Raw genomic sequence first — 21,302 nt, 5'->3', positions numbered from 1 at the left:
GCCCCCCGCGGGGGCGGTCAGCCTCCTTGGGGCGGCCCGGCGGAGGTCGGCATGAGCGGAATCGATCCGAAACGCTTCGGCAAGGTGGCGGTGTTGTTCGGCGGCGAATCCGCCGAGCGCGAGGTGTCGCTCACCTCGGGCCGCCTCGTGCTGCAGGGCCTGCGTGACGCGGGCGTCGACGCGCATCCGTTCGACCCGGCCGAGCGGCCGCTGTCGGCGCTGAAGGACGAAGGCTTCGTGCGCGCGTTCAACGCGCTGCACGGCGGCTACGGCGAGAACGGCCAGATCCAGGGCGCGCTCGATTTCTACGGGATCCGCTACACGGGCAGCGGCGTGCTCGGGTCGGCGCTCGGCCTCGACAAGTTCCGCACGAAGCTCGTGTGGCAGCAGACGGGCGTGCCGACGCCGCCGTTCGAGACGGTGATGCGCGGCGACGACCTGGCCGCGCGCGCGACCGACATTGTCGCGAAGCTCGGCCTGCCGCTGTTCGTGAAGCCGGCGAGCGAAGGCTCGAGCGTCGCGGTGCTGAAGGTGAAGACGGCCGACGCGCTGCCGGCCGCGCTCGCGGAAGCCGCGACGCACGACAAGATCGTGATCGTCGAGAAGAGCATCGAAGGCGGCGGCGAATACACCGCGTGCATCGCCGGCGATCTCGACCTGCCGCTGATCAAGATCGTGCCGGCGGGCGAGTTCTACGACTACCACGCGAAGTACGTCGCCGACGATACGCAGTACCTGATCCCGTGCGGCCTGCCGGCGCAACAGGAGGCGGAATTGAAGCGCATCGCGCGCCGCGCGTTCGACGTGCTCGGCTGCACCGACTGGGGCCGTGCGGATTTCATGCTCGACGCGGCCGGCAATGCGTATTTCCTGGAAGTGAACACGGCCCCCGGGATGACCGACCACTCGCTGCCGCCGAAGGCCGCGCGCGCGGTCGGCATCGGCTATTCGGAGCTGGTCGTGAAGGTGTTGTCGCTCACGCTCAACGACTGACGCAGGATCGGAACGACGTATGTGGAACAACGTTCGCCAACTCAACCTTGCCGCCAGCGCGCTGTACGCGCTGCTGCTGCTCGTGTTGGCGGCGGCCGGCTGCTACTGGCTGATCCAGCGCCCGACGTTCGCGCTGCGGGAAATCCGGATCGACGGCGACACCGAGCACATCAACTCGCCGACGGTGCGCGCGGGCGTGGTCGGCCGGCTGAAGGGCAATTTCTTCACGGTCGATCTCGATGCGGCGCGTGCCGCGTTCGAGCAGATGCCGTGGGTGCGTCACGCGAGCGTGCGCCGGGTGTGGCCGAATGCGCTGGCTGTCACGCTCGAGGAGTACAAGCCGCTCGGGACCTGGGGCAGCGATCAGCTGGTGAGCGTCGACGGCGAGCTGTTCACCGCGAACCAGGGCGAGCTGGAGCAGGAACTGCCGGCGTTCGACGGTCCGGAAGGCAGTGCGAAGGAAGTCGTCACGCGGTATCGCGACTTCGGGAAATGGTTTGCGCCGCTGAAGGCGGCGCCGGAAGAAGTGACGCTGTCGGCGCGGTACGCGTGGACGGTGAAGCTGTCGAACGGCATGCAGGTCGAGCTGGGCAAGGAACGCAACAGCGACACGCTGCATGACCGGAGCCAGCGCCTGGTGGCCGCGTGGCCGGCCGTCACGGAGCGTTGGGGCAACGACATCGAGTACGCGGATCTGCGTTATCCGAACGGATTCGCGATTCGCGCGGCGGGCATGCGGTTCCTGACCGATACCGACAAGCGCAAGAAGTAACGAGAGATCACACGCAAGAGCACTTTATGAGCAAAGACTACAAGGATCTGCTGGTTTCCCTCGACATCGGCACGTCGAAGGTAGTGGCCATCGTCGCCGAGCTGAAGGGCGAGGGCCACTACGAGGTGATCGGTCTCGGCCAGAGCGAGTCGAAGGGTCTGAAGAAAGGTGTGGTGGTCAACATCGAGGCCACCGTGCAGTCGATCCAGCGCGCGCTCGAGGAAGCCGAGCTGATGGCCGACTGCAAGATCACCAACGTGTTTACGGGGATCGCGGGCAGCCACATCCGCAGCTTCAACTCGAGCGGGATGGTCGCGATCAAGGACAAGGAGGTCACGCAGACGGACGTCGCGCGCGTGATCGAGACCGCGAAGGCGATCAACATCCCGACCGACCAGCAGGTGCTGCACATCCTCACGCAGGAATTCATCATCGACGGCCAGGAAGACGTGCGCGAGCCGATCGGGATGAGCGGCATCCGGCTGGAAGTGAAGGTGCACATCGTGACGGGCGCGGTGAGCGCCGCGCAGAACATCGTCAAGTGCGTGCGCCGCTGCGGGCTGGAAGTGAACGACCTGATCCTGCAGCCGCTCGCGTCGTCGCTGGCGGTGCTGACGGAAGACGAGAAGGATCTCGGCGTGGTGCTGGTCGACATCGGCGGCGGCACGACGGACATCGCGATCTTCGCCGAAGGCGCGATCCGCCACACGGCGGTGATTCCGATCGCCGGCGACCAGATCACGAGCGACATCGCGATGGCGTTGCGCACGCCGACGCCGGATGCGGAAGACATCAAGGTCGGCTACGGGATCGCGAAGCAGGCGCTCGCCGATCCGGACGAAATGGTCGAAGTGCCGGGCCTCGGCGAACGCGGCCCGCGCACGCTGTCGCGCCAGGCGCTCGCGGCCGTGATCGAGCCGCGCGTCGAGGAACTGTTCTCGCTCGTGCAGCAGGTCGTGCGCGAGTCGGGTTACGAAGAACTCCTGAGCTCCGGCGTGGTCATTACCGGCGGCGCGTCGATGATGCCGGGCATGGTCGAGCTCGGCGAAGACATTTTCCTGAAACCGGTGCGCATCGGCGCGCCGGAATATGCAGGCGGCCTCTCCGACGTCGTGCGCAATCCGCGCTACTCGACGGCGATGGGGTTGCTCGTCGAAGGCAGTGCGCAGCGCATGCGCGGCCGCAAGGTCGCCGTGCAGTCCGGCAACGCGGGGCAGGTGTTCTCGCGGATGAAGGAATGGTTCCTGAGCAACTTCTGACGAGTCGAACCGAATCGAAATTCGCGCTGGTGCCGGCGGCTGGCGCGCGACAGGGGGTTGCCCGATCTCCTGCCGAATAACGGCCGAGTAGCAGTCATTCTCTTGACGGAGGCAACATGGAATTCGAAATGCTGGAAACCGAGACCAACGGCACCATCATCAAGGTGGTCGGCGTTGGCGGCGCTGGCGGCAATGCCGTCCAGCACATGATCAACCGCGGCGTGCAGGGCGTCGATTTCATCGTGATGAACACGGACGCCCAGGCGCTGTCGCGTTCGCGCGCATCGTCGGTGATCCAGCTCGGCAACACGGGTCTTGGCGCCGGTGCGAAGCCGGAAATGGGCCGTGCGGCAGCGGAAGAGGCGCGTGAGCGCATCGCCGACGCACTGCGCGGCGCGCACATGGTGTTCATCACGGCCGGCATGGGTGGCGGCACGGGCACGGGCGCGGCGCCGGTGGTCGCGCAGATCGCGAAGGAGATGGGCATTCTGACGGTCGGTGTCGTCAGCAAGCCGTTCGAGTTCGAAGGCGGCAAGCGCATGCGCGTCGCTGAAGCAGGCTCGCAGCAACTGGAGGATCACGTCGACTCGCTGATCGTCGTGCTGAACGACAAGCTGTTCGACGTGATGGGCGACGACGCCGAGATGGACAAGTGCTTCCAGTGCGCGGACGACGTGTTGAACAACGCGGTGGCGGGTATCGCGGAAATCATCAACGTCGACGGCCTCGTGAACGTCGACTTCGAGGACGTGAAGACGGTGATGGGCGAGCAGGGCAAGGCGATGATGGGCACGGCGACGGTTGCCGGCGTCGATCGCGCGCGCCTCGCGGCGGAACAGGCCGTGGCGAGCCCGCTGCTCGAAGGCGTCGATCTGTCGGGCGCGCGCGGCGTGCTGGTCAACATCACGTCGAGCCGTTCGCTGCGCCTGTCGGAAACGCGCGAAGTGATGAACACGATCAAGAGCTACGCGGCGGAAGATGCGACGGTGATCTTCGGTGCGGTGTACGACGACGCGATGGGCGATGCGTTGCGCGTGACGGTCGTGGCGACGGGTCTGGGCCGTGCGGCGAAGAAGCAGCAGTCGGCACCGATGACGCTGCTGCGCACGGGTACGGACAACCAGCCGGTCAGCGCGGTGTCGCACGGCTATGCGCCGGCGCATCACGTCAGCACGGCCGACTACGGCGCGCTCGATACGCCGGCGGTGTGGCGCAACTCGCGCGAAACCGCGGCATCGCACGTGCAGGCGCTGCAGGAGAAGGGGGTCGACACGTACGACATCCCGGCTTTCCTGCGCAAGCAGGCTGACTGACGCAAACACAGGCGAAGCCGCGGCGACACCGCCGCGGTATCGCCGGCGTGACGGATGCCACGGACCACGACAGGCCGCGTCGGATGCGACGCCGGGCCGGGAAAGGTGCCCTCTTCGCTTGTGCGAAGCGGGATGGGCCGTGCTGTCCGCGACACGCTGAAAAACCGTATCGCTATGAGGGACCAGCCATGATTCAAGTGGGCGACGCGCTGCCCGACGCGCAATTGTTCGAGTTCGTCGACGACGCGCGCGAAGGGTGCACGCTGGGGCCGAATGCCTTCAGCGTGCGCGACCAGGTTGCGGGAAAGCGGGTGGTGATCTTCGGATTGCCGGGCGCGTTCACGCCGACCTGCTCGGCGCAGCATGTGCCGGGCTACGTCGAGCACGCCGAGCAACTGCGCGCGGCGGGTATCGACGAGATCTGGTGCGTGTCCGTCAACGACGCATTCGTGATGGGCGCATGGGGACGTGATCTGCACACCGCGGGCAAGGTGCGCATGATGGCGGACGGCAGCGCGGCTTTCACTCATGCGCTGGGGCTGACGCAGGATTTGTCCGCGCGTGGCATGGGAATTCGTTCCCTGCGCTACGCGATGGTGATCGACGGCGGTGTGGTCAAGACGCTGGCCGTCGAGGCGCCGGGCAAATTCGAAGTGAGCGATGCGGCGAGTGTGCTCGCGACGTTGACGTCCTGATCGTGCGGCGCGCCGTTGCCTTCCGGCAACGCTGCTCGCCGGCCTCAGGGCAGTTGTAACACGGGTCGATGACCGGAAACGCCTCCGTTCCGGGCATCGGCCCGTCCCGTATCGGCGCGGGTAAACAGTCGAAACAGATTGATACGCAGTTTCAGACAGCGTTGAATTGGGAATTACGCTATAATCGCGCCTATCGAATATAACTCCTGATTGATATCCTCAATCAAGACGAAGAAGACCATGTTGAAGCAGCGCACCATCAAATCCATCGTGAAGACCGTCGGTATCGGTCTCCACTCGGGCCGCAAGGTCGAACTGACGCTCCGTCCGGCCGCGCCGGGCACGGGTATCGTGTTCTCGCGCGTCGACCTGCCCACGCCCGTCGATATTCCGGCCTCCGCGATGTCGATCGGCGACACGCGGCTCGCGTCGGTGCTGCAGAAGGATGGCGCGCGCGTGTCGACGGTCGAGCACCTGATGTCGGCGTGCGCCGGCCTCGGCATCGACAACCTCTATGTCGACGTGACGGCCGAGGAAATCCCGATCATGGACGGCAGCGCCGCGTCCTTCGTGTTCCTGATTCAATCCGCCGGCATCGAAGAGCAGAACGCGCCGAAGCGCTTCATCCAGGTGAAGAAGCCGGTCGAAATCCGCGATGGCGACAAGTTCGCGCGTCTCGATCCGTATTTCGGTTTCAAGCTGAAGTTCACGATCGACTTCCGTCACCCGGCCGTCGACAAGACCGGCCAGGAGTTGGAGGTCGATTTCGCGAATACGTCGTACGTACGGGAGATCGCGCGCGCGCGCACGTTCGGTTTTGCCCATGAAGTCGAAATGATGCGCGAGCTGGGCCTCGCCCGCGGCGGCAGCATGGACAACGCGATCGTGCTCGACGAGTACCGGATCCTGAACAACGACGGGCTGCGCTACGACGACGAATTCGTGAAGCACAAGATGCTCGACGCGATCGGCGACCTGTACGTGATCGGCCACCCGCTGCTGGCGTCGTACACCGCGTACAAGTCGGGCCACGGGCTGAACAACGCGTTGCTGCGCGAGCTGCTCGCGCACGAAGACGCGTACGAGATCGTGACGTTCGACGATCCGCAGGCGGCGCCGAAGGGGTTCGCGTTCGACGCGCAGACGGCCTTCGCGTGAGCTGTGTTCAGCGCAAGCAATAAAAAAGCGACCCTCGGGTCGCTTTTTTATTGGCGGGCCGCCGCCTGCGGCCCTGGCGATCAACGCGGCTTCGCGCCGTGCCGTGCCGCCATCCGCGCGAGCGCCGCCTGCAGCGGCGACGGTTCGAGGTGGTCGGCGAGGTCGCGCAACGCGGCGGCGCCGGCCGAGGTCATCCGCGCCTGCTTCACATGTGGCGGTTCGGGCGCGTCCTTCGGCCGCACGCGCACCCGCAGCGTCGTCACCGGCCAGCCGCGCTTCTGGAGATCGCCGAGCAGCCGCATTTCGACCTGCCGCAGCCGTGCTGCCAGCGCATTGTGTGCGGCAAAGAGGGTCAGGGTGCCGTCCTTGATGAAGCCCGGTTCGACGTGATTCGCCAGATAATCGGGCAGGCACGCGCCGAGGTCGCGCTGCAGCGACGCGATCTGCTCCACGCCGGCGCGCAACGCCGCGAACGCGTCGGTACGGCCGAGCACTTCGGACACGGGTTGCGGACGATAGGCGGCGAGCGGGCCGAAACGCTTGGAAAATCGGTTCATCGAGGCATTCTTCGAGCGCGCACGCGCGCGGAGGTTGCAGCCGATTGTACTCGCGCCGGCTCGCGCACGCGTGGCTTTCGCCCCTGTCCGCCCGGCCCCGGCGCGCGATGGCCGTCCGGCCGGGACGCGGGCGCATGCGTCCCCGCGTGCTAAAATTCGACGTTTGAGTCCACTAATTCGCTAAGCCGCCGAGGCTCGGGCGCCGGGGCGCGCAACACGCGCCGGGCGCCGGTGCTGCGACGCAGGATCCGATCCGATGACAACCGGTTTTCTCCAGAAAATTTTTGGCAGCCGCAACCAGCGGCTCGTCAAGCAATACCAAAAGACCGTCGCGACGATCAATGCGCTCGAAACGCAGATCGAGAAGCTGACGGACGACCAGTTGCGCGGCAAGACGGACGAATTCCGCCAGCGGGTCGCGGCCGGCGAGTCGCTCGACAAGCTGCTGCCCGAAGCGTTCGCGGTCTGTCGCGAGGCAAGCCGCCGCGTGCTGAAGATGCGCCACTTCGACGTGCAGCTGATCGGCGGCATGGTGCTCCACTACGGCAAGATCGCGGAAATGCGCACCGGCGAGGGCAAGACGCTCGTCGCGACGCTGCCCGTGTACCTGAATGCGCTGGCCGGCCGCGGCGTGCACGTCGTGACCGTCAACGACTACCTCGCGCAGCGCGATGCCGAGTGGATGGCGCGCCTCTACAACTTCCTCGGTCTGTCGGTCGGCATCAACCTGTCTGGCATGGAGCACGACCAGAAGCAGCAGGCGTACGCGGCGGACATCACGTACGGCACGAACAACGAATTCGGCTTCGACTACCTGCGCGACAACATGGTCTACGAGACCGACGCGCGCGTGCAGCGGGCGCTGAATTTTGCCGTCGTCGACGAAGTGGACTCGATCCTGATCGACGAAGCGCGTACGCCGCTGATCATTTCGGGTCAGGCCGAGGATCACACCGAGCTGTACGTGCGGATGAACGCACTGCCGCCGCTGCTCGAGCGCCAGATCGGCGAAGAGAAGGCCGACGGCACGGGCGTCGAGAAGCCGGGTGACTACACGCTCGACGAAAAGTCGCGCCAGGTGTTCCTGACGGAATCGGGCCACGAGAAGGCCGAGCGCCTGCTCGCCGAATGGGGCCTGATCGGCGAGGGCGAGAGCCTGTACGCGCCGCAGAACATCACGCTGATGCACCACGTGTACGCGGCGCTGCGCGCCCACACGCTGTTCCACAAGGATCAGCACTACGTCGTGCAGAACGGCGAAGTGGTGATCGTCGACGAATTCACGGGCCGCCTGATGGCCGGCCGCCGCTGGTCCGACGGCCTGCACCAGGCGGTCGAGGCGAAGGAGCACGTGAAGATCCAGAGCGAGAACCAGACGCTCGCGTCGATCACGTTCCAGAACTACTTCCGGATGTACGCGAAGCTGGCCGGCATGACCGGTACCGCGGACACCGAAGCGTACGAATTCAACGAGATCTACGGCCTCGAGACGGTCGTGATCCCGACCAACCGCCCGCCGAAGCGGATCGACAAGCAGGACCAGATCTACAAGACGGCCAAGGAGCGCTACGACGCGGTGATCCGCGACATTCGCGACTGCTACGAGCGCGGCCAGCCGGTGCTGGTCGGCACGACGTCGATCGAGAACTCCGAACTGCTGTCGCACCTGCTGAAGCAGGCGGGGCTGCCGCACGAAGTGCTGAACGCGAAGCAGCACGAGCGTGAAGCGGCGATCGTCGCGGAAGCCGGCCGTCCGAAGCGCATCACGATCGCGACCAACATGGCCGGCCGCGGTACCGACATCGTGCTCGGCGGCAACGCGGAGAAGCAGGCGGCGTTCATCGAGGCCGACGATGCGATTCCGGCCGACGAGAAGGCACGCCGCATCAAGCAGCTTCACGACGAGTGGGAAACGCTGCACGAGGAGGTGAAGGCCGCGGGCGGCCTGCACATCATCGGCACCGAGCGCCACGAATCGCGCCGGATCGACAACCAGCTGCGCGGCCGTGCGGGCCGTCAGGGCGACCCCGGCTCGTCGCGCTTCTACCTGTCGCTCGACGATCCGCTGCTGCGCATTTTCGCGGGCGACCGCGTGCGCTCGATCATGGATCGCCTGAAGATGCCGGAAGGCGAGGCGATCGAGGCCGGCATCGTCACGCGGTCGATCGAATCGGCGCAGCGCAAGGTCGAGGCGCGCAACTTCGACATCCGTAAGCAGCTGCTCGAATACGACGACGTGTCGAACGACCAGCGCAAGGTGATCTACCAGCAGCGCAACGAACTGCTCGAAGCGCACGACATCACCGAGACGATCACCGCGATGCGTCACGGGGTGATCACCGAAGTCGTCCGCCAGTTCGTGCCGGAAGGCAGCATCGAGGAGCAGTGGGATGTGCCGGAGCTCGAGGAAGCGCTGCGCAACGACTGGCAGCTCGATCTCGCGATCCAGGAAATGGTGAACGAGTCGTCGTCGATCACGGCCGACGAGATCCTCGACGCCGTGACGACGGCCGCCGACGAGCAGTACGAGGCGAAGGTCGCGATGGTCGGCCGCGAATCGTTCAGCGCGTTCGAGCGCTCGGTGATGCTGCAGACGGTCGACCGCCTGTGGCGCGAGCACCTCGCGGCGCTCGACCACCTGCGCCAGGGTATTCATCTGCGCGGCTACGCGCAGAAGAACCCGAAGCAGGAGTACAAGCGCGAGGCGTTCGAACTGTTCGCCGCGATGCTCGACGCGATCAAGCAGGAAGTCACGCGCATCGTGATGAACGTGCAGATCCAGTCGCCGGAGCAGCTCGAGGAAGCCGCCGAGCAGATCGAGGAGCGCAGCGGTCATCTCGAGAACGTCGAATACCAGCATGCCGATTACGCGGACGCCGGCGCGCCGGTGGCGAACGTCACGGCAGCCGCGGCGGCGACGGCCGACATGGTCGGCAGCGCGATGACGCACAGCGGGCCCGGCGGCGAAATGCCGAAGGTCGGCCGCAACGATCCGTGCCCGTGCGGCAGCGGCAAGAAGTACAAGCAATGTCACGGGAAGCTGTCATGATCGGCGGCGGCGCGCATCACGCGCGCCGCGTCGTTCGCAGCTTCCAGTCAGTGACGTGAGTTGTGGCGGCCCGCGCGTGCGGCCGCCGGTTCTTCCAATCGATGCCGGCACGTGCCGGCATTTTCCATCCGGCAGGTGTGCCCCATGGCTGTCAATTTTCCGTCGATCGATCCCGCCCAACTCCATCCCGTCGCCGGCGTCACGCTCGGCTGGGCGGAAGCGAACATCCGCAAGCCGAATCGCAAGGACGTGCTGGTCATCTCCGTCGACGAAGGCGCGACGGTCGCGGGCGTGTTCACCGAAAACCGTTTCTGCGCAGCGCCGGTCACCGTCTGCCGCGAGCACCTGGCGAAGGTGCGTGCCGGCGGCGCGGGCATTCGCGCGCTGGTCGTGAATACGGGCAATGCGAACGCGGGCACCGGCGAGCCGGGCCTCGTGAACGCACGCGAAACCTGCACGGAACTCGCGCGTCTGGCCGGCATCGAGCCGGCGCAGGTGCTGCCGTTCTCGACCGGCGTGATCCTCGAGCCGCTGCCGATCGATCGCCTGAAGGCCGGCCTGCCGGCCGCGCTCGCGAACCGCAAGGCCGCGAACTGGTTCGACGCCGCGCAGGCGATCATGACGACCGACACGCTGCCGAAGGCGACGTCGCGCCAGGTGGCGATCGACGGCCACACGGTCACGCTGACGGGCATCAGCAAGGGCGCGGGCATGATCAAGCCGAACATGGCGACGATGCTCGGCTTCCTCGCGTTCGATGCGAACGTCGCGCAGCCGGTGCTCGACACGCTCGTGAAGGAAGTCGCCGACCGCTCGTTCAACTGCATCACGATCGACGGCGACACGTCCACGAACGACTCGTTCATCCTGATCGCGTCGGGCAAGAGTACGCTGCCCGCGATCACGTCGACCGATTCGCCCGCCTATGCGGCGCTGCGCGGCGCGGTGACGGAAGTCGCGCAGGTGCTGTCGCAACTGATCGTGCGCGACGGCGAAGGCGCGACGAAGTTCATGACGGTGCAGGTCGAAGGCGGCAGGAGCGTCGCCGAATGCCGCCAGATCGCGTACGCGATCGGCCATTCGCCGCTCGTGAAGACGGCCTTCTACGCATCCGACCCCAACCTCGGCCGGATTCTCGCGGCGATCGGCTATGCGGGCGTCGCGGATCTCGACGTCGGCAAGATCGATCTTTATCTCGACGACGTGCTGGTCGCGAAGGCGGGCGGCCGCAATCCGGCCTACCAGGAAGAAGACGGTCAGCGCGTGATGAAGCAGAGCGAGATCACGATCCGCGTGCTGCTGGGGCGCGGCGATGCGCAGGCCACCGTCTGGACGTGCGACCTGTCGCACGATTACGTGAGCATCAACGCGGATTACCGCTCCTGATCGGGAGCGCTCGAACGACATGGACAAGCTTGAACAGTTTCTGACACGCGCGGAAGCGCTGCTCGGCCGTCTCGAAGGGATGCTGCCGCCCGCGCCGGCGGCCATCGACTGGAACGCGGCGCACGCGTTCCGCTGGCGCAAGCGCCAGGGGCGCGGTTATCTGCAGCCGGTGCCGGCCGTGTCGTCGATCACGCTCGGCGACCTGCACAACATCGACCGCCAGAAAGCGCTGATCGACCAGAACACGCGCCAGTTCGTGCAGCGCAAGCCGGCCAACAACGTGCTGCTGACCGGCGCACGCGGTACCGGCAAGTCGTCGCTGATCAAGGCGTGCCTGAATGCGTACGCGAACGACGGGCTGCGCCTGATCGAAGTGGACAAGGACGACCTGCACGATCTCGGCGACATCGTCGACCTGATCTCGCAGCGTCCGGAGCGGTTCATCGTGTTTTGCGACGACTTGTCGTTCGAGGACGGCGAATCGGGCTACAAGGCGCTGAAGGTCGCGCTCGACGGCTCGATCGCCGCGCAGTCGGACAACGTGCTGATCTACGCGACGTCGAACCGCCGCCACCTGCTGCCCGAGTACATGAGCGACAACGAGTCGTACAAGCATCTGCCGGACGGCGAGATTCACCCCGGCGAAGTCGTCGAGGAGAAGATCTCGCTGTCGGAGCGCTTCGGCCTGTGGGTCAGCTTCTATCCGTTCAAGCAGGACGACTACCTCGACATCGTCGCGCACTGGCTGCGTCACTTCGGCTGCCCGGATGCGGAGATCGAGACCGCGCGCGGCGACGCGCTCGTATGGGCGCTCGAGCGCGGTTCCCGCTCGGGCCGCGTCGCGTGGCAGTTCGCGCGGGACTGGTCGGGCCGCAAGGAGCAGGCATGAGCGCGGATCAGGCACAAGGCGCCGTGCGGGCGCCGGACGGCCGCAAGGTGACCGAAGTCGCGGTCGGCGTGATGGTGCAGCCGGACGGCAGGTATCTGCTCGCGCAACGCCTGCAGGGCAAGCCGTATGAAGGTTACTGGGAGTTCCCGGGCGGCAAGCTGGAGGCCGGCGAAAGCGTCGAGGACGCACTGGCGCGGGAGCTGCACGAGGAACTCGGCATCGAAGTCACGGCCAGCCACCGCTGGCACACGCTCGAGCACGATTATCCGCACGCGTATGTCCGGCTCTATTTCTGCAAGGTGACGGGCTGGACGGGCGAGCCGCACAGCAAGGAAGGACAGGCGTTCGTGTGGCAGCAACTGCCGGTCGAGGTCGCGCCGCTGTTGCCGGCGGCGCTGCCGGTGCTCGAACTGCTCGAGAAGGAAGCGGCGTCGCAGTGACGCCGCGGCGGCCTGCCTGAAACGCAGGCCATATTGGCGGACGGCGGCGCGCGCCGCTCAACTGTCGCGGCGATTGTCCGTGCCGTCTTCTTCCGACGATGGGCCTTCGTCGGCGGAACCGCCGATCCGATACTTTTCCGCGGCCCATGCGCCGAGGTCGAGCTGCTTGCAGCGGGCCGAACAGAAGGGACGGAACTTGTTTTCAGGCGTCCAGCGCACTTCTGCGCCGCACGAAGGACATTTCACGACGGTAGTCATACGAAAGCGTTGAACCGGCACGCGGCCGTTACAGATTACACAGGGTCAGATGGAACGGCACGTCGATGTCCACCGCGCGCGGCCGCACGTCGCCGTCCTGCATCGTGAACCGCACCCACAGCATGTATTTGTTGGCGCTCGCCTCGGGAATCACGCGCAGCTCCGGCGACACCCGCACCTGCATCAACTGGTAGCTGCGCCCGGACAGCATCTGCTGATAGCTGCCCTGCATCGCCATGACCTTCGACGCCTGACCCGATTCGCGCGCGAGCCGCAGCACGATCGCTGCTGCGTCGCGCAACGGCAGCAACGGCAGGATCCACTTCGCGATGTCCTGGCGCCGCTGCTCGGCCGGCCACTGCTGCCACGCGTAGTACGACGGCAGGTCGAACTTGCACGTACCGCCCGGGATCACCGCGCGGCTGCGGATGCTGGCGAGCCACTCGTTGTCGACGAGGTGCTGGCCGGTCTTGCCCTGCATCTGCGCGAGATTCGCGAGCGTCTGCTCGATTTCGCCGAGCACGGCTTCGAGCGCGTTCTGCTCGATGCCCGGATTGCCGCGAAAGGGGGCGAGCGTCTGGCGTTGGCGTTCGAGCTCCTTCATCAGATCCGATTTCAGGTCCGCGCGGCCCGTCACCTCGGCGATTTCGAACAGCGTCGTCAGCGCGACGTGGTGCTCACGCGGGTCCTCCTGAGCCAAAAAGAACGCGAAGCGCTCGAACAGATCTTCGAGACGCAACAGCGTGCGAATTCGCTCGTTGAACGGATACTCGTAAAGAATCAAGCGCGCTCGCCTCTTGGGTAGGGATTGAAACAATGAAGGACATTCTAATGCCCCCTCTCTACCCTAGCAACGCGCCAATTTCGTACACCATCAGGATTGCATGCGATGCTCAGTGCGCGGCCGCGAATCCGACGTAGCGTTGGTGCAGTGCATCGACCTGCGCGGCGAGCGCGTCGGGCGTGACCGCGTCGTTGACGATCACGTCGTCGGCCGCCGCGAGGCGGGCCTCGCGCGTCGCCTGTCGCGCGATGATCGCTTCGACCTGTTCGCGCGTGAAGCCGTTGCGCCGCATCACGCGCGCGATCTGCGTTTCGACCGGGCAGTCGACGACGAGCACGCGATCGCTGCGCGCCTTCCAGGTGCCCGACTCGACGAGCAGCGGCACGACGAACATCACGTACGGGCCCCGCGCCTCGCGCGCCTCGCGGTCGGTCTCCGCGCGGATCAGCGGATGCGTGATCGCTTCGAGGCGCCGGCGCGCGTCGTCGTCGCTGAAGATCAGCGTGCGCATCTTCGCGCGATCGAGCGAGCCGTCGGCGGCCACGAAGCCGCGGCCGAAAGCCTGCTCGATCGCCGGCATCGCGAGACCGCCCGGCGCGGTGATGCGGTGGGCGATCAGGTCGGTATCGACGAGCGATGCGCCACGGGCGCCAAACAGGTCGGCAACGGTCGTCTTGCCGCTGCCGATGCCGCCCGTGAGTCCTACTGAAAACATGTCAGCCTCCGAGCGCCGCATAGAAAGGGGTGCCGAAAAACAGCGTGGCGACGCCGCCGGCCGCGAGGAACGGGCCGAACGGAATCGGCTCCTCGAAGCGCATGCGGCCGCGCCAGGTCGCGACGAGCCCGACGATCGCGCCGGTCACCGCCGCGAACAGCACGACCTGCGGCAGCGCGGCCCAGCCCATCCATGCGCCGAGCGCGGCAAGCAGCTTCAGGTCGCCGAAACCGATGCCCTCGATGCCGCGCAGCCACTTGAACAGCCAGTAGATCGACCACAGGAACAGGTAGCCGGCCATCGCGCCGATCACGGCCGAGCGCAGCGACGTGAAGGTGCCGCCGAGGTTCAGCGCGAGCCCGGCCCACAGCAGCGGCAGCGTCATCGAATCGGGCAGGTAGCCGGTCCGGATGTCGATCGCGCTCATCGCGAGCAGCGCCGCGCACAGCGCGAACGCGGCAAGCGCGGCGACGGTCGGGCCGAACGCCGCGAGCGAGACGGCGGCGAGCAGCGCGCACGCGAGTTCGACGAGCACATAGCGGATGCCGATCGCATGGCCGCAGCGCCGGCAGCGCCCGCGCAGCACCAGGTAGCTGACGATCGGGATGTTCTCCCAGGCGCGCAACACGTGGCCGCAATGCGGGCAGGCGCTGCGCGGGCGCCACAGATCGTAGCGCGGCGGATAACCGTCGTCGGGCGGCGGGGGCTCGGTGCCCGTCGCTTCGGCGATTTCGGCCTGCCACGCACGCTGCATCATCACGGGCAACCGGTGCGCGACCACGTTCAGGAAGCTGCCGACGCACAGGCCGATGACGATCGCGAACGCATACTGCAGCGCGGGCGGCAGCATCGCCAGCGCGAGCAGCGTGCTCTCGGGCGAATCGGAAACGGCGGACAGGAGCGCTGGCGTCATGAGGATCAAGGTTCGGGGCAAAAAGGCGACAGAGTCGGTTGCGATGCTACACCACGTTGCCGAGCTGAAGGATGGGCAGGTACATCGCGATCACGAGGCCGCCGACGAGCGCGCCCAGGACGATCACGATCAACGGTTCGCCGAGCGCCGCGAGCGCATCGAGGCGCGCGTCGAGCTGACGTTCGCACAACGCGGCGATGTCGGCGAGCATCGTGTCGAGCGCACCGGTTTCCTCGGCGACGGCGATCGGTTGCACGACGTCGTCCGGAAAGCAGCCGGCCGAATGCATCGCATCGGCCAGACGCACGCCGCGCAACACGCGAGCGGCGATGTACGCGGTGGCGCGGGCGAACACCGGGTGGCCGGCCGTGCGCTCGAGCGTGGCGAACGCATCGGCGAGCGGCACGCCGGCGCCGAGCAGGGTCGCCAGCGAGCGGCACCAGCGTGCGGCGGCGAACCGCTCCAGCGCGCTGCCCGCGAGCGGGGCGCGCAACAGGTGTCGCGCGAGCGCATGGCGCAATGCGGACGAGCGCCGAAGCGCGTGCTGCGCGGCAAGCCCCGTGGCGGCCGCGCCGGCCAGCAGCACGCCGCCCCACGCCGACAGCGCGGAGGACAGCGCGAGCAGCGCGCGGGTCGGTGCGGGCAGGGCGGCGCCGAAACCGTCGAAGATCTGCCGGAAGGTCGGCACGACCCACACCATCAATGCTGCCGAGATCGCGAGCGCGAACAGGATGACGGCGGCCGGATACGCGAGCGCGGCACGCAGCTTGCGCCATTGCGCGTCGGCGCGCTCGCGGTGTTCCGCGACCCGCGTCAGCACGATGCCGAGCGAACCGGACGCCTCGCCGACCTCGATCAACTGACGATACAGCGTACCGAACTGCGATGGATAACGTGCGAGTGCATCGGCGAAGCGCCGGCCGCCGACGATCTCGCGGGCGAGCCCCGCGGCGATGCGCGGCACGCCGTCGCGCGTGCGGGTGCGCGCGAGCATCTCGAGCGACGGTGCAAGCGGCAGGCCGGCCTGCAGCAGGCTCGCGAGCTGGCGCGTGAAGCGCGTGATGTCGCGTGCGGCGGCCGCCGGCGGACGGGCCGGCCCGCGGACGTCGAGCGACAGTACCGCGATGCCGTCGCGCGCGAGCGTGGCGCGCGCGGCCGCCGCGTCGAAGGCGATGACGATCCCGCGGCGCGGCGCGCCGTCGCGATGGCGGCCGCGCCATGCAAAGCGGGTTTCGCGCGGCGGCGTGCGCACGTTCACGCCGCGGGCGTGGCGGCGACGGCTTCAGCGATGCTCGTCGTGCCGTCCAGCACGCGCGCGAATGCCGCGTCGCGCAGGGTACGCACGCCCTCGGCAACCACGCATTGCGCGAGTTCCCCGACGCTTGCCCGCGCGACGATGCGCTCGGCCAGCCCGGGCGATACCGGCATCGTCTGATGCAGCCCGATGCGGCCGCGATAGCCGATTCCGTGACAGGCGGAACAGCCGCGCGCGACGAACGGCCGCCAGCCGGTCGCCAGCGCCGCCGGGTCGCAGCCGGCTTCCCGCAACGCGCGCGCCGATGCGTCCGAATGCACGCGGCAGGCGACGCACAGGCGCCGGACGAGGCGCTGCGCGGTGACGAGGTGCAGCGCGGCCGCGAGGTTGTACGGCGCGACGCCGATGTCGAGCAGCCGCGCGACGGCGGCCGGCGCGTCGTTCGTATGCAGCGTCGACAGCACGAGATGGCCTGTCTGGGCGGCCTTGATCGCGACATCGGCCGTCTCCGCATCGCGAATCTCGCCGACCATGATGACGTCGGGATCCTGTCGCAACAGCGCGCGCAGCGCGGTCGCAAACGTGAGACCGGCCTTGTCGGCGACGCCGACCTGGTTGATCCCGTCGAGCTGGATCTCGGCGGGATCCTCGACCGTACAGACGTTGTGCGCGTCGCGATCGAGCATCTGCAGTGCGCAGTAGAGCGACAGCGTCTTGCCGCTGCCGGTCGGGCCGGTGACGAGCACGAGGCCATGCGGCGCACGGATCGCGGCCTCCATCGCGGCGGCCTGCCGCGCGTCGAAGCCGAGGTTGGCAAGCGTGAGATCGGGCGGCAGTGTTTCGAGCCGCCGCAGCACGAGCTTTTCGCCGAACAGCGTCGGCAGCGAACTGACGCGGTAGTCGCCGCGCGTGCCGCCGTCGATCGCGATGCGCAGCCGGCCGTCCTGCGGAAGCCGCCGCTCGGCGATGTCCATGCGCGAGAGCACCTTGATCCGCGTCACGAGCGCATCGCGCAGGTGCAGCGGCGGTCGCGCATGTTCATGCAGTACGCCGTCGATGCGCAGACGGATGCGCCAGCCGGCTTCGAACGGCTCGACGTGGATGTCCGACGCGTCGCGCACGCGCGCCGCGTGCAGCGTGTCCGTCAGCAGCCGTACGGCGGGGGCATCGTCGAGCTGGGCCGCATCGAGTGCATGGGGCGCGGCGGCGTGCGCGGGCGTGTGCGGCGACGCCCCGGAGGAAGGGAAGTGCATGTGAGCCGGCGCGCTGGCCGCCTGTTGACCGTGATGCGCAGATGATCGCGCGTCGCGGGCGGCGCCGGCAGTCGGCCGTTCGGCTAGCGGGAGGCGGCGCGCCCGGTGCGCGTGCCGCGCGGCTTGAACAGCTTGACGGTGCGTACCGCCTGATCGTCGCTGCGCATCACTTCGAGCATCACGTCGCCGATTTTCAGGCACACGTCGTCTTCCGGAATTTCCTCGAGGATCTCGAGCACGAGCCCATTCAGCGTCTTCGGCCCGTCGGTCGGCAGTTTCAGGTGCAGCCAGCGGTTCAGTTCGCGCAGCGGCATGCTGGCCGACACGATGCATTCGCCGTTCTCGTCCCAGCCACCCGCGCGTTCGCTGCGCGGCATCGACGTCGTGAATTCGCCGATCAGCTCCTCGATGATGTCCTCGGGCGTGACGAGTCCTTCGAGCTCGCCGTACTCGTTGACGACGAGCGCGGTGCGCTGCCGGGTTTCCTGGAAGAACTGGAGCTGCTGGACCACCGGCGTGCCCGATGGCACGTAGTACGGCTCGGCGAGCAGCGTGCGCAGCGTCTCGCGGTCGAAATCCTGGTTGTGCAGCGCGGTGAGCGTCTTGCGTACGTGCAGCACGCCGAGCACCTTGTCGATGTCGCCTTCGTAGACGACCAGGCGGTTGTGATAGCAGGTTTCGAGCTGATGCAGGATGTCGTCGAGCGGCGCGTAGAAGTTGAGCGACTCGATCTGGCGGCGCGGCACCATCACGTCGTCGACCGTGATGTTCTCGAGGTCGAACAGGTTGAGCAGGATGCTGCGGTGCTTGGTCGGCATGAAACTGCTCGATTCGAGCACGATGGCGCGCAGCTCGTCGGCCGACATCCGCTGGTCGCGGCCCTTCTTCGTGTTGATGCGCAGCACCCACAGCACGCCGTTCGCGAGCGCATTGACGAACCAGACGACCGGCTTGAACACGCGCATCAACGGGGCGATCACGAGGCTCGCGGGTAGCGCGATGCGCTCGGGGAACGTCGCGCCGACGATCTTCGGCGCGATTTCCGCGAACACGATGATCAGGAACGCGACGACGCCGGTCGCTATCGACAGCGCGAGGTTGTTGCGGCCGAACGTATGGAGCGCGAGCGACGTCGTGAGGACCGGAATGATCGTGTTGAACAGGTTGTTGCCGATCAGGATCACGCTGAGCAGCAAGTCAGTGCGCGTGAGCAGCCCCTGCGTGGTTTTCGCGCCGAGCACGCCCTGGCCGGCGAGATGCTTCAGCCGATGGCGATTGAGCGCCATCATCGCGGTCTCGGAAATGGAAAAGAAGCTGGAACAGAGGAGAAGCAGGAAGACGGCGCCGATTTGCGCCCATAAGGGAATTTGGTCCACGCGTTGGAAAGGGCAGTGAAGGACAGGGATGGGGCAAATATAGCAGAGGCCGGCGACCGCGATGTGTCGCGCGCGACACAAGGGCCCGCGGCGGCCGGACGAAAAAAAACCGTGCACAAGGTGCACGGTTTTTTTAAATCTGGTCGGGGTGAGAGGATTCGAACCTCCGGCCTCTACGTCCCGAACGTAGCGCTCTACCAGGCTAAGCTACACCCCGATTTTTGCTCTTCGGACTTCGCCGTCTTCTTGAAGATCGCTGCGTCGTCACAAGCAAGAACGTAACTATAACGATGTTTTTTCTAAAAGGGAATACTTTGGTGAAGAAATTTTTCGAGACAAGGCGTCGCTTCCCGTTCGCCGCGTGTTTACGACTGCCGCGACGTCGAATATGAACACAGCCCGAGCAGGCTTTCCTTGTAGATCGAATCGGGGAACGCGGCAATCGCCGCCGCCGCCGCCTGCGCTTCCTGGCGTGCGCATTCGAGCGTGTGGTCGAGCGCGCCCGAGCGCGTGATCGCTTCGAAAATCGTGTCGAAGCGATCGGTGCCGCCGTGTTCGATCGCCTCGCGGGCGAGCGCCGACTGGTCGGGCGTGCCGCGTTCGATCAGATAGATGAGCGGCAGCGTCGGCTTGCCTTCGCGCAGGTCGTCGCCGGCATTCTTGCCCATTGCCTCGGCGGTGCCCGCATAGTCGAGCCAGTCGTCCATGATCTGGAATGCGGTGCCGATCCGGCGGCCGTATTCGGCGGCGGCGGCCTCGGTCGGCGCGTCGGCGCCCGCGAGCACCGCGCCCAGGCGGGCCGACGCCTCGAACAGCTTCGCCGTCTTGTAGCGGATCACCTGCATGTAGCGCGTTTCGTCGACGTCCGCGTCGTGCATGTTCAGGAGTTGCAGCACCTCGCCTTCCGAAATGATCGTCGTCGCTTCGGACAGAATCTCCATCACGCGCATCTTGCCGACGCCGACCATCATCTCGAACGAGCGCGAGTAGAGGTAATCGCCTACCAGCACGCTCGCCGCGTTGCCGAACAGCGCATTGGCGGTCTGGCGGCCGCGGCGCAGCTCGGATTCGTCGACGACGTCGTCATGCAGCAGCGTGGCCGTATGGATGAACTCGACGACGGCGGCCAGCACGTGCCGCTGGTGCGACGTTTCGCCGAGCGCGCCGGCGACGAGCAGCAGCAACGCCGGACGCAGCCGCTTGCCGCCCGCGCCGATGATGTACTCGGCGATCTGGTTGATCAGCAGCACGTCGGACGCGAGGCTTTGCCGGATAACGCGATTCACCTGCTCCATGTCGCTGGTGATCGGGGCGAGCAGGTGGGCGGCGCTGAGGGTGGGGGAGGCGGTGGACGACGACATGATGATGGAATTGGGTGATGCGGCGGATTATAAGTCGAATCCGCGATATGCCGGTCTGTCAGACATACCCGTGGCGCGATTTTGGCCGTTCGGCCGAGGCCCGCGCGCGGCAATCGTCGATCGGCTTTGACTTGGGTGCTAACCCCATGTATAATCACGTGTTTTCCGCGCGTGGTGTGCGGAAAAATTGGATCCAGAGTGAGGTTCTCAATGTACGCGGTCATAAAAACCGGCGGCAAGCAGTACAAGGTTGCCGTTGGCGAAAAACTCAAAGTAGAACAGATACCGGCTGACATTGACGCTGAAATCACGCTCGACCAGGTTCTCGCAGTGGGCGAAGGCGAATCGATTAAGTTCGGTACGCCGCTGGTCAGTGGGGCTTCCGTCAAGGCCACCGTCGTGTCGCACGGTCGTCATGCCAAGGTCACCATCTTCAAGATGCGTCGCCGGAAGCACTACCAAAAGCACGGCGGCCACCGCCAGAACTACACTGAGCTGCGCATCGACGCGATCAACGCGTAAGCGCCTCGGTAAAGGAGCAATCAGATGGCACACAAAAAGGCAGGCGGCTCTTCCCGGAACGGCCGCGACTCCGAGTCGAAACGTCTCGGCGTGAAAGTGTACGGCGGCCAGGCAATCAACGCTGGCGGCATCATCGTGCGTCAGCGCGGCACGCGCATGCACGCTGGCGAGAACGTCGGCATGGGCAAGGATCACACCCTGTTCGCGCTGGTCGACGGTCACGTCAAGTTCGCGACGAAGGGCGCGGACAAGAAGCATCTGGTCATCGTCGTCCCGGCGGCTGCCTGAGTCAGGCACCCACGGGCTTCGTAGCCGAAAGGCCCCGCAGTCTTCGCGGGGCCTTTTTTATTGGGT

General features: G+C 66.5%; 21 protein-coding genes and 1 tRNA gene. 12 read left to right on the top strand and 10 right to left on the bottom strand.

Annotation, left to right across the window (positions count from 1 at the left end; all coding sequences use genetic code 11):
* The first annotated feature begins 51 nt into the window (after nucleotides 1-51).
* The 6 genes from LGM42_RS23435 (at nucleotide 52) to lpxC (ending at nucleotide 6,190) form a co-directional block, all read left to right on the top strand.
* A complete protein-coding gene (locus LGM42_RS23435) occupies nucleotides 52-993 on the top strand; it encodes a D-alanine--D-alanine ligase (protein WP_034206326.1) in 942 nt (313 codons plus the stop codon).
* 19 nt (nucleotides 994-1,012) lie between these two features.
* The gene (locus tag LGM42_RS23430) at nucleotides 1,013-1,765 is read left to right on the top strand and encodes a cell division protein FtsQ/DivIB (protein WP_034186356.1); all 753 of its coding nucleotides are present in this window, start codon (nucleotides 1,013-1,015) and stop codon (nucleotides 1,763-1,765) included.
* Nucleotides 1,766-1,791: 26 nt separating this feature from the next.
* The gene (gene ftsA / locus LGM42_RS23425) at nucleotides 1,792-3,024 is read left to right on the top strand and encodes a cell division protein FtsA (RefSeq protein ID WP_006487138.1); all 1,233 of its coding nucleotides are present in this window, start codon (nucleotides 1,792-1,794) and stop codon (nucleotides 3,022-3,024) included.
* A gap of 116 nt (nucleotides 3,025-3,140) precedes the next feature.
* Nucleotides 3,141-4,337 (top strand): cell division protein FtsZ, encoded by a 1,197-nt coding sequence (gene ftsZ, locus LGM42_RS23420; protein WP_021159911.1) that lies wholly within the window; start codon nucleotides 3,141-3,143, stop codon nucleotides 4,335-4,337.
* 188 nt (nucleotides 4,338-4,525) lie between these two features.
* Nucleotides 4,526-5,032 (top strand): peroxiredoxin, encoded by a 507-nt coding sequence (locus LGM42_RS23415; protein ID WP_059580848.1) that lies wholly within the window; start codon nucleotides 4,526-4,528, stop codon nucleotides 5,030-5,032.
* A gap of 240 nt (nucleotides 5,033-5,272) precedes the next feature.
* Nucleotides 5,273-6,190 carry a UDP-3-O-acyl-N-acetylglucosamine deacetylase gene (gene lpxC / locus LGM42_RS23410; RefSeq protein ID WP_059580853.1) on the top strand — a complete coding sequence of 306 codons (918 nt, stop codon included), beginning with the start codon at nucleotides 5,273-5,275 and terminating at the stop codon, nucleotides 6,188-6,190.
* 80 nt (nucleotides 6,191-6,270) lie between these two features.
* On the opposite strand, the gene LGM42_RS23405 is transcribed toward lpxC, so the two are convergent.
* A complete protein-coding gene (locus tag LGM42_RS23405) occupies nucleotides 6,271-6,747 on the bottom strand; it encodes a DUF721 domain-containing protein (RefSeq protein ID WP_059580855.1) in 477 nt (158 codons plus the stop codon).
* 256 nt (nucleotides 6,748-7,003) lie between these two features.
* Between LGM42_RS23405 and secA the strand changes: the two genes are divergently transcribed.
* The 4 genes from secA (at nucleotide 7,004) to LGM42_RS23385 (ending at nucleotide 12,511) form a co-directional block, all read left to right on the top strand.
* Nucleotides 7,004-9,796, top strand: coding sequence for a preprotein translocase subunit SecA (gene secA, locus LGM42_RS23400; RefSeq protein WP_226233291.1), 2,793 nt, complete (start codon nucleotides 7,004-7,006; stop codon nucleotides 9,794-9,796).
* Between the two features lie 144 nt (nucleotides 9,797-9,940).
* On the top strand, nucleotides 9,941-11,182 hold the full coding sequence (gene argJ, locus LGM42_RS23395; protein ID WP_226233290.1) for a bifunctional glutamate N-acetyltransferase/amino-acid acetyltransferase ArgJ: 1,242 nt from the start codon (nucleotides 9,941-9,943) through the stop codon (nucleotides 11,180-11,182).
* Between the two features lie 19 nt (nucleotides 11,183-11,201).
* Entirely contained in the window at nucleotides 11,202-12,071 is an 870-nt protein-coding gene (locus tag LGM42_RS23390) for an ATP-binding protein (protein WP_027783462.1), read from the top strand.
* Nucleotides 12,068-12,511 carry an NUDIX domain-containing protein gene (locus tag LGM42_RS23385; RefSeq protein WP_059580864.1) on the top strand — a complete coding sequence of 148 codons (444 nt, stop codon included), beginning with the start codon at nucleotides 12,068-12,070 and terminating at the stop codon, nucleotides 12,509-12,511. The genes LGM42_RS23390 and LGM42_RS23385 overlap by 4 nt, the downstream gene beginning before the upstream one ends.
* A gap of 57 nt (nucleotides 12,512-12,568) precedes the next feature.
* Here the strand turns inward: LGM42_RS23385 and LGM42_RS23380 are convergent, their stop codons facing one another.
* The 9 genes from LGM42_RS23380 to LGM42_RS23340 all read right to left on the bottom strand — a co-directional run bounded on the left by LGM42_RS23380 (nucleotide 12,569) and on the right by LGM42_RS23340 (nucleotide 20,426).
* On the bottom strand, nucleotides 12,569-12,769 hold the full coding sequence (locus LGM42_RS23380; protein WP_089466612.1) for a DNA gyrase inhibitor YacG: 201 nt from the start codon (nucleotides 12,767-12,769) through the stop codon (nucleotides 12,569-12,571).
* Nucleotides 12,770-12,797: 28 nt separating this feature from the next.
* Nucleotides 12,798-13,553 (bottom strand): cell division protein ZapD, encoded by a 756-nt coding sequence (zapD, locus tag LGM42_RS23375; RefSeq protein WP_059580870.1) that lies wholly within the window; start codon nucleotides 13,551-13,553, stop codon nucleotides 12,798-12,800.
* Nucleotides 13,554-13,662: 109 nt separating this feature from the next.
* Nucleotides 13,663-14,268, bottom strand: a complete 606-nt coding sequence (gene coaE, locus LGM42_RS23370) for a dephospho-CoA kinase (RefSeq protein WP_059580872.1) — start codon at nucleotides 14,266-14,268, stop codon at nucleotides 13,663-13,665.
* 1 nt (nucleotide 14,269) lies between these two features.
* Nucleotides 14,270-15,181 (bottom strand): prepilin peptidase, encoded by a 912-nt coding sequence (locus tag LGM42_RS23365; RefSeq protein ID WP_060312599.1) that lies wholly within the window; start codon nucleotides 15,179-15,181, stop codon nucleotides 14,270-14,272.
* Nucleotides 15,182-15,227: 46 nt separating this feature from the next.
* Nucleotides 15,228-16,439: a type II secretion system F family protein gene (locus LGM42_RS23360; RefSeq protein WP_226233289.1), complete on the bottom strand. Its 1,212-nt coding sequence runs from the start codon at nucleotides 16,437-16,439 to the stop codon at nucleotides 15,228-15,230.
* Nucleotides 16,436-17,689, bottom strand: coding sequence for a GspE/PulE family protein (locus LGM42_RS23355; RefSeq protein WP_226233288.1), 1,254 nt, complete (start codon nucleotides 17,687-17,689; stop codon nucleotides 16,436-16,438). The genes LGM42_RS23360 and LGM42_RS23355 overlap by 4 nt, the downstream gene beginning before the upstream one ends.
* Nucleotides 17,690-17,772: 83 nt before the next feature.
* Entirely contained in the window at nucleotides 17,773-19,065 is a 1,293-nt protein-coding gene (locus tag LGM42_RS23350; RefSeq protein ID WP_226233287.1) for an HlyC/CorC family transporter, read from the bottom strand.
* A gap of 140 nt (nucleotides 19,066-19,205) precedes the next feature.
* Nucleotides 19,206-19,282: transfer RNA gene (locus LGM42_RS23345), tRNA-Pro, on the bottom strand.
* A gap of 148 nt (nucleotides 19,283-19,430) precedes the next feature.
* Nucleotides 19,431-20,426 carry a polyprenyl synthetase family protein gene (locus tag LGM42_RS23340; RefSeq protein WP_059580886.1) on the bottom strand — a complete coding sequence of 332 codons (996 nt, stop codon included), beginning with the start codon at nucleotides 20,424-20,426 and terminating at the stop codon, nucleotides 19,431-19,433.
* Between the two features lie 210 nt (nucleotides 20,427-20,636).
* On the opposite strand from LGM42_RS23340, the gene rplU reads away from it, so the two are divergent.
* Both rplU and rpmA read left to right on the top strand, forming a co-directional pair.
* The gene (rplU, locus tag LGM42_RS23335) at nucleotides 20,637-20,948 is read left to right on the top strand and encodes a 50S ribosomal protein L21 (RefSeq protein WP_006025184.1); all 312 of its coding nucleotides are present in this window, start codon (nucleotides 20,637-20,639) and stop codon (nucleotides 20,946-20,948) included.
* 24 nt (nucleotides 20,949-20,972) lie between these two features.
* A complete protein-coding gene (gene rpmA / locus LGM42_RS23330) occupies nucleotides 20,973-21,236 on the top strand; it encodes a 50S ribosomal protein L27 (protein WP_006476999.1) in 264 nt (87 codons plus the stop codon).
* The last annotated feature ends 66 nt before the right edge of the window (nucleotides 21,237-21,302 follow it).

It is taken from the genome of Burkholderia sp. AU39826 (genome assembly GCF_020419965.1).
GTDB lineage: Bacteria > Pseudomonadota > Gammaproteobacteria > Burkholderiales > Burkholderiaceae > Burkholderia > Burkholderia semiarida.
The sequence above is the reverse complement of the archived record's forward strand: the minus strand, read 5'-3'. Positions and strand labels throughout refer to the sequence as shown.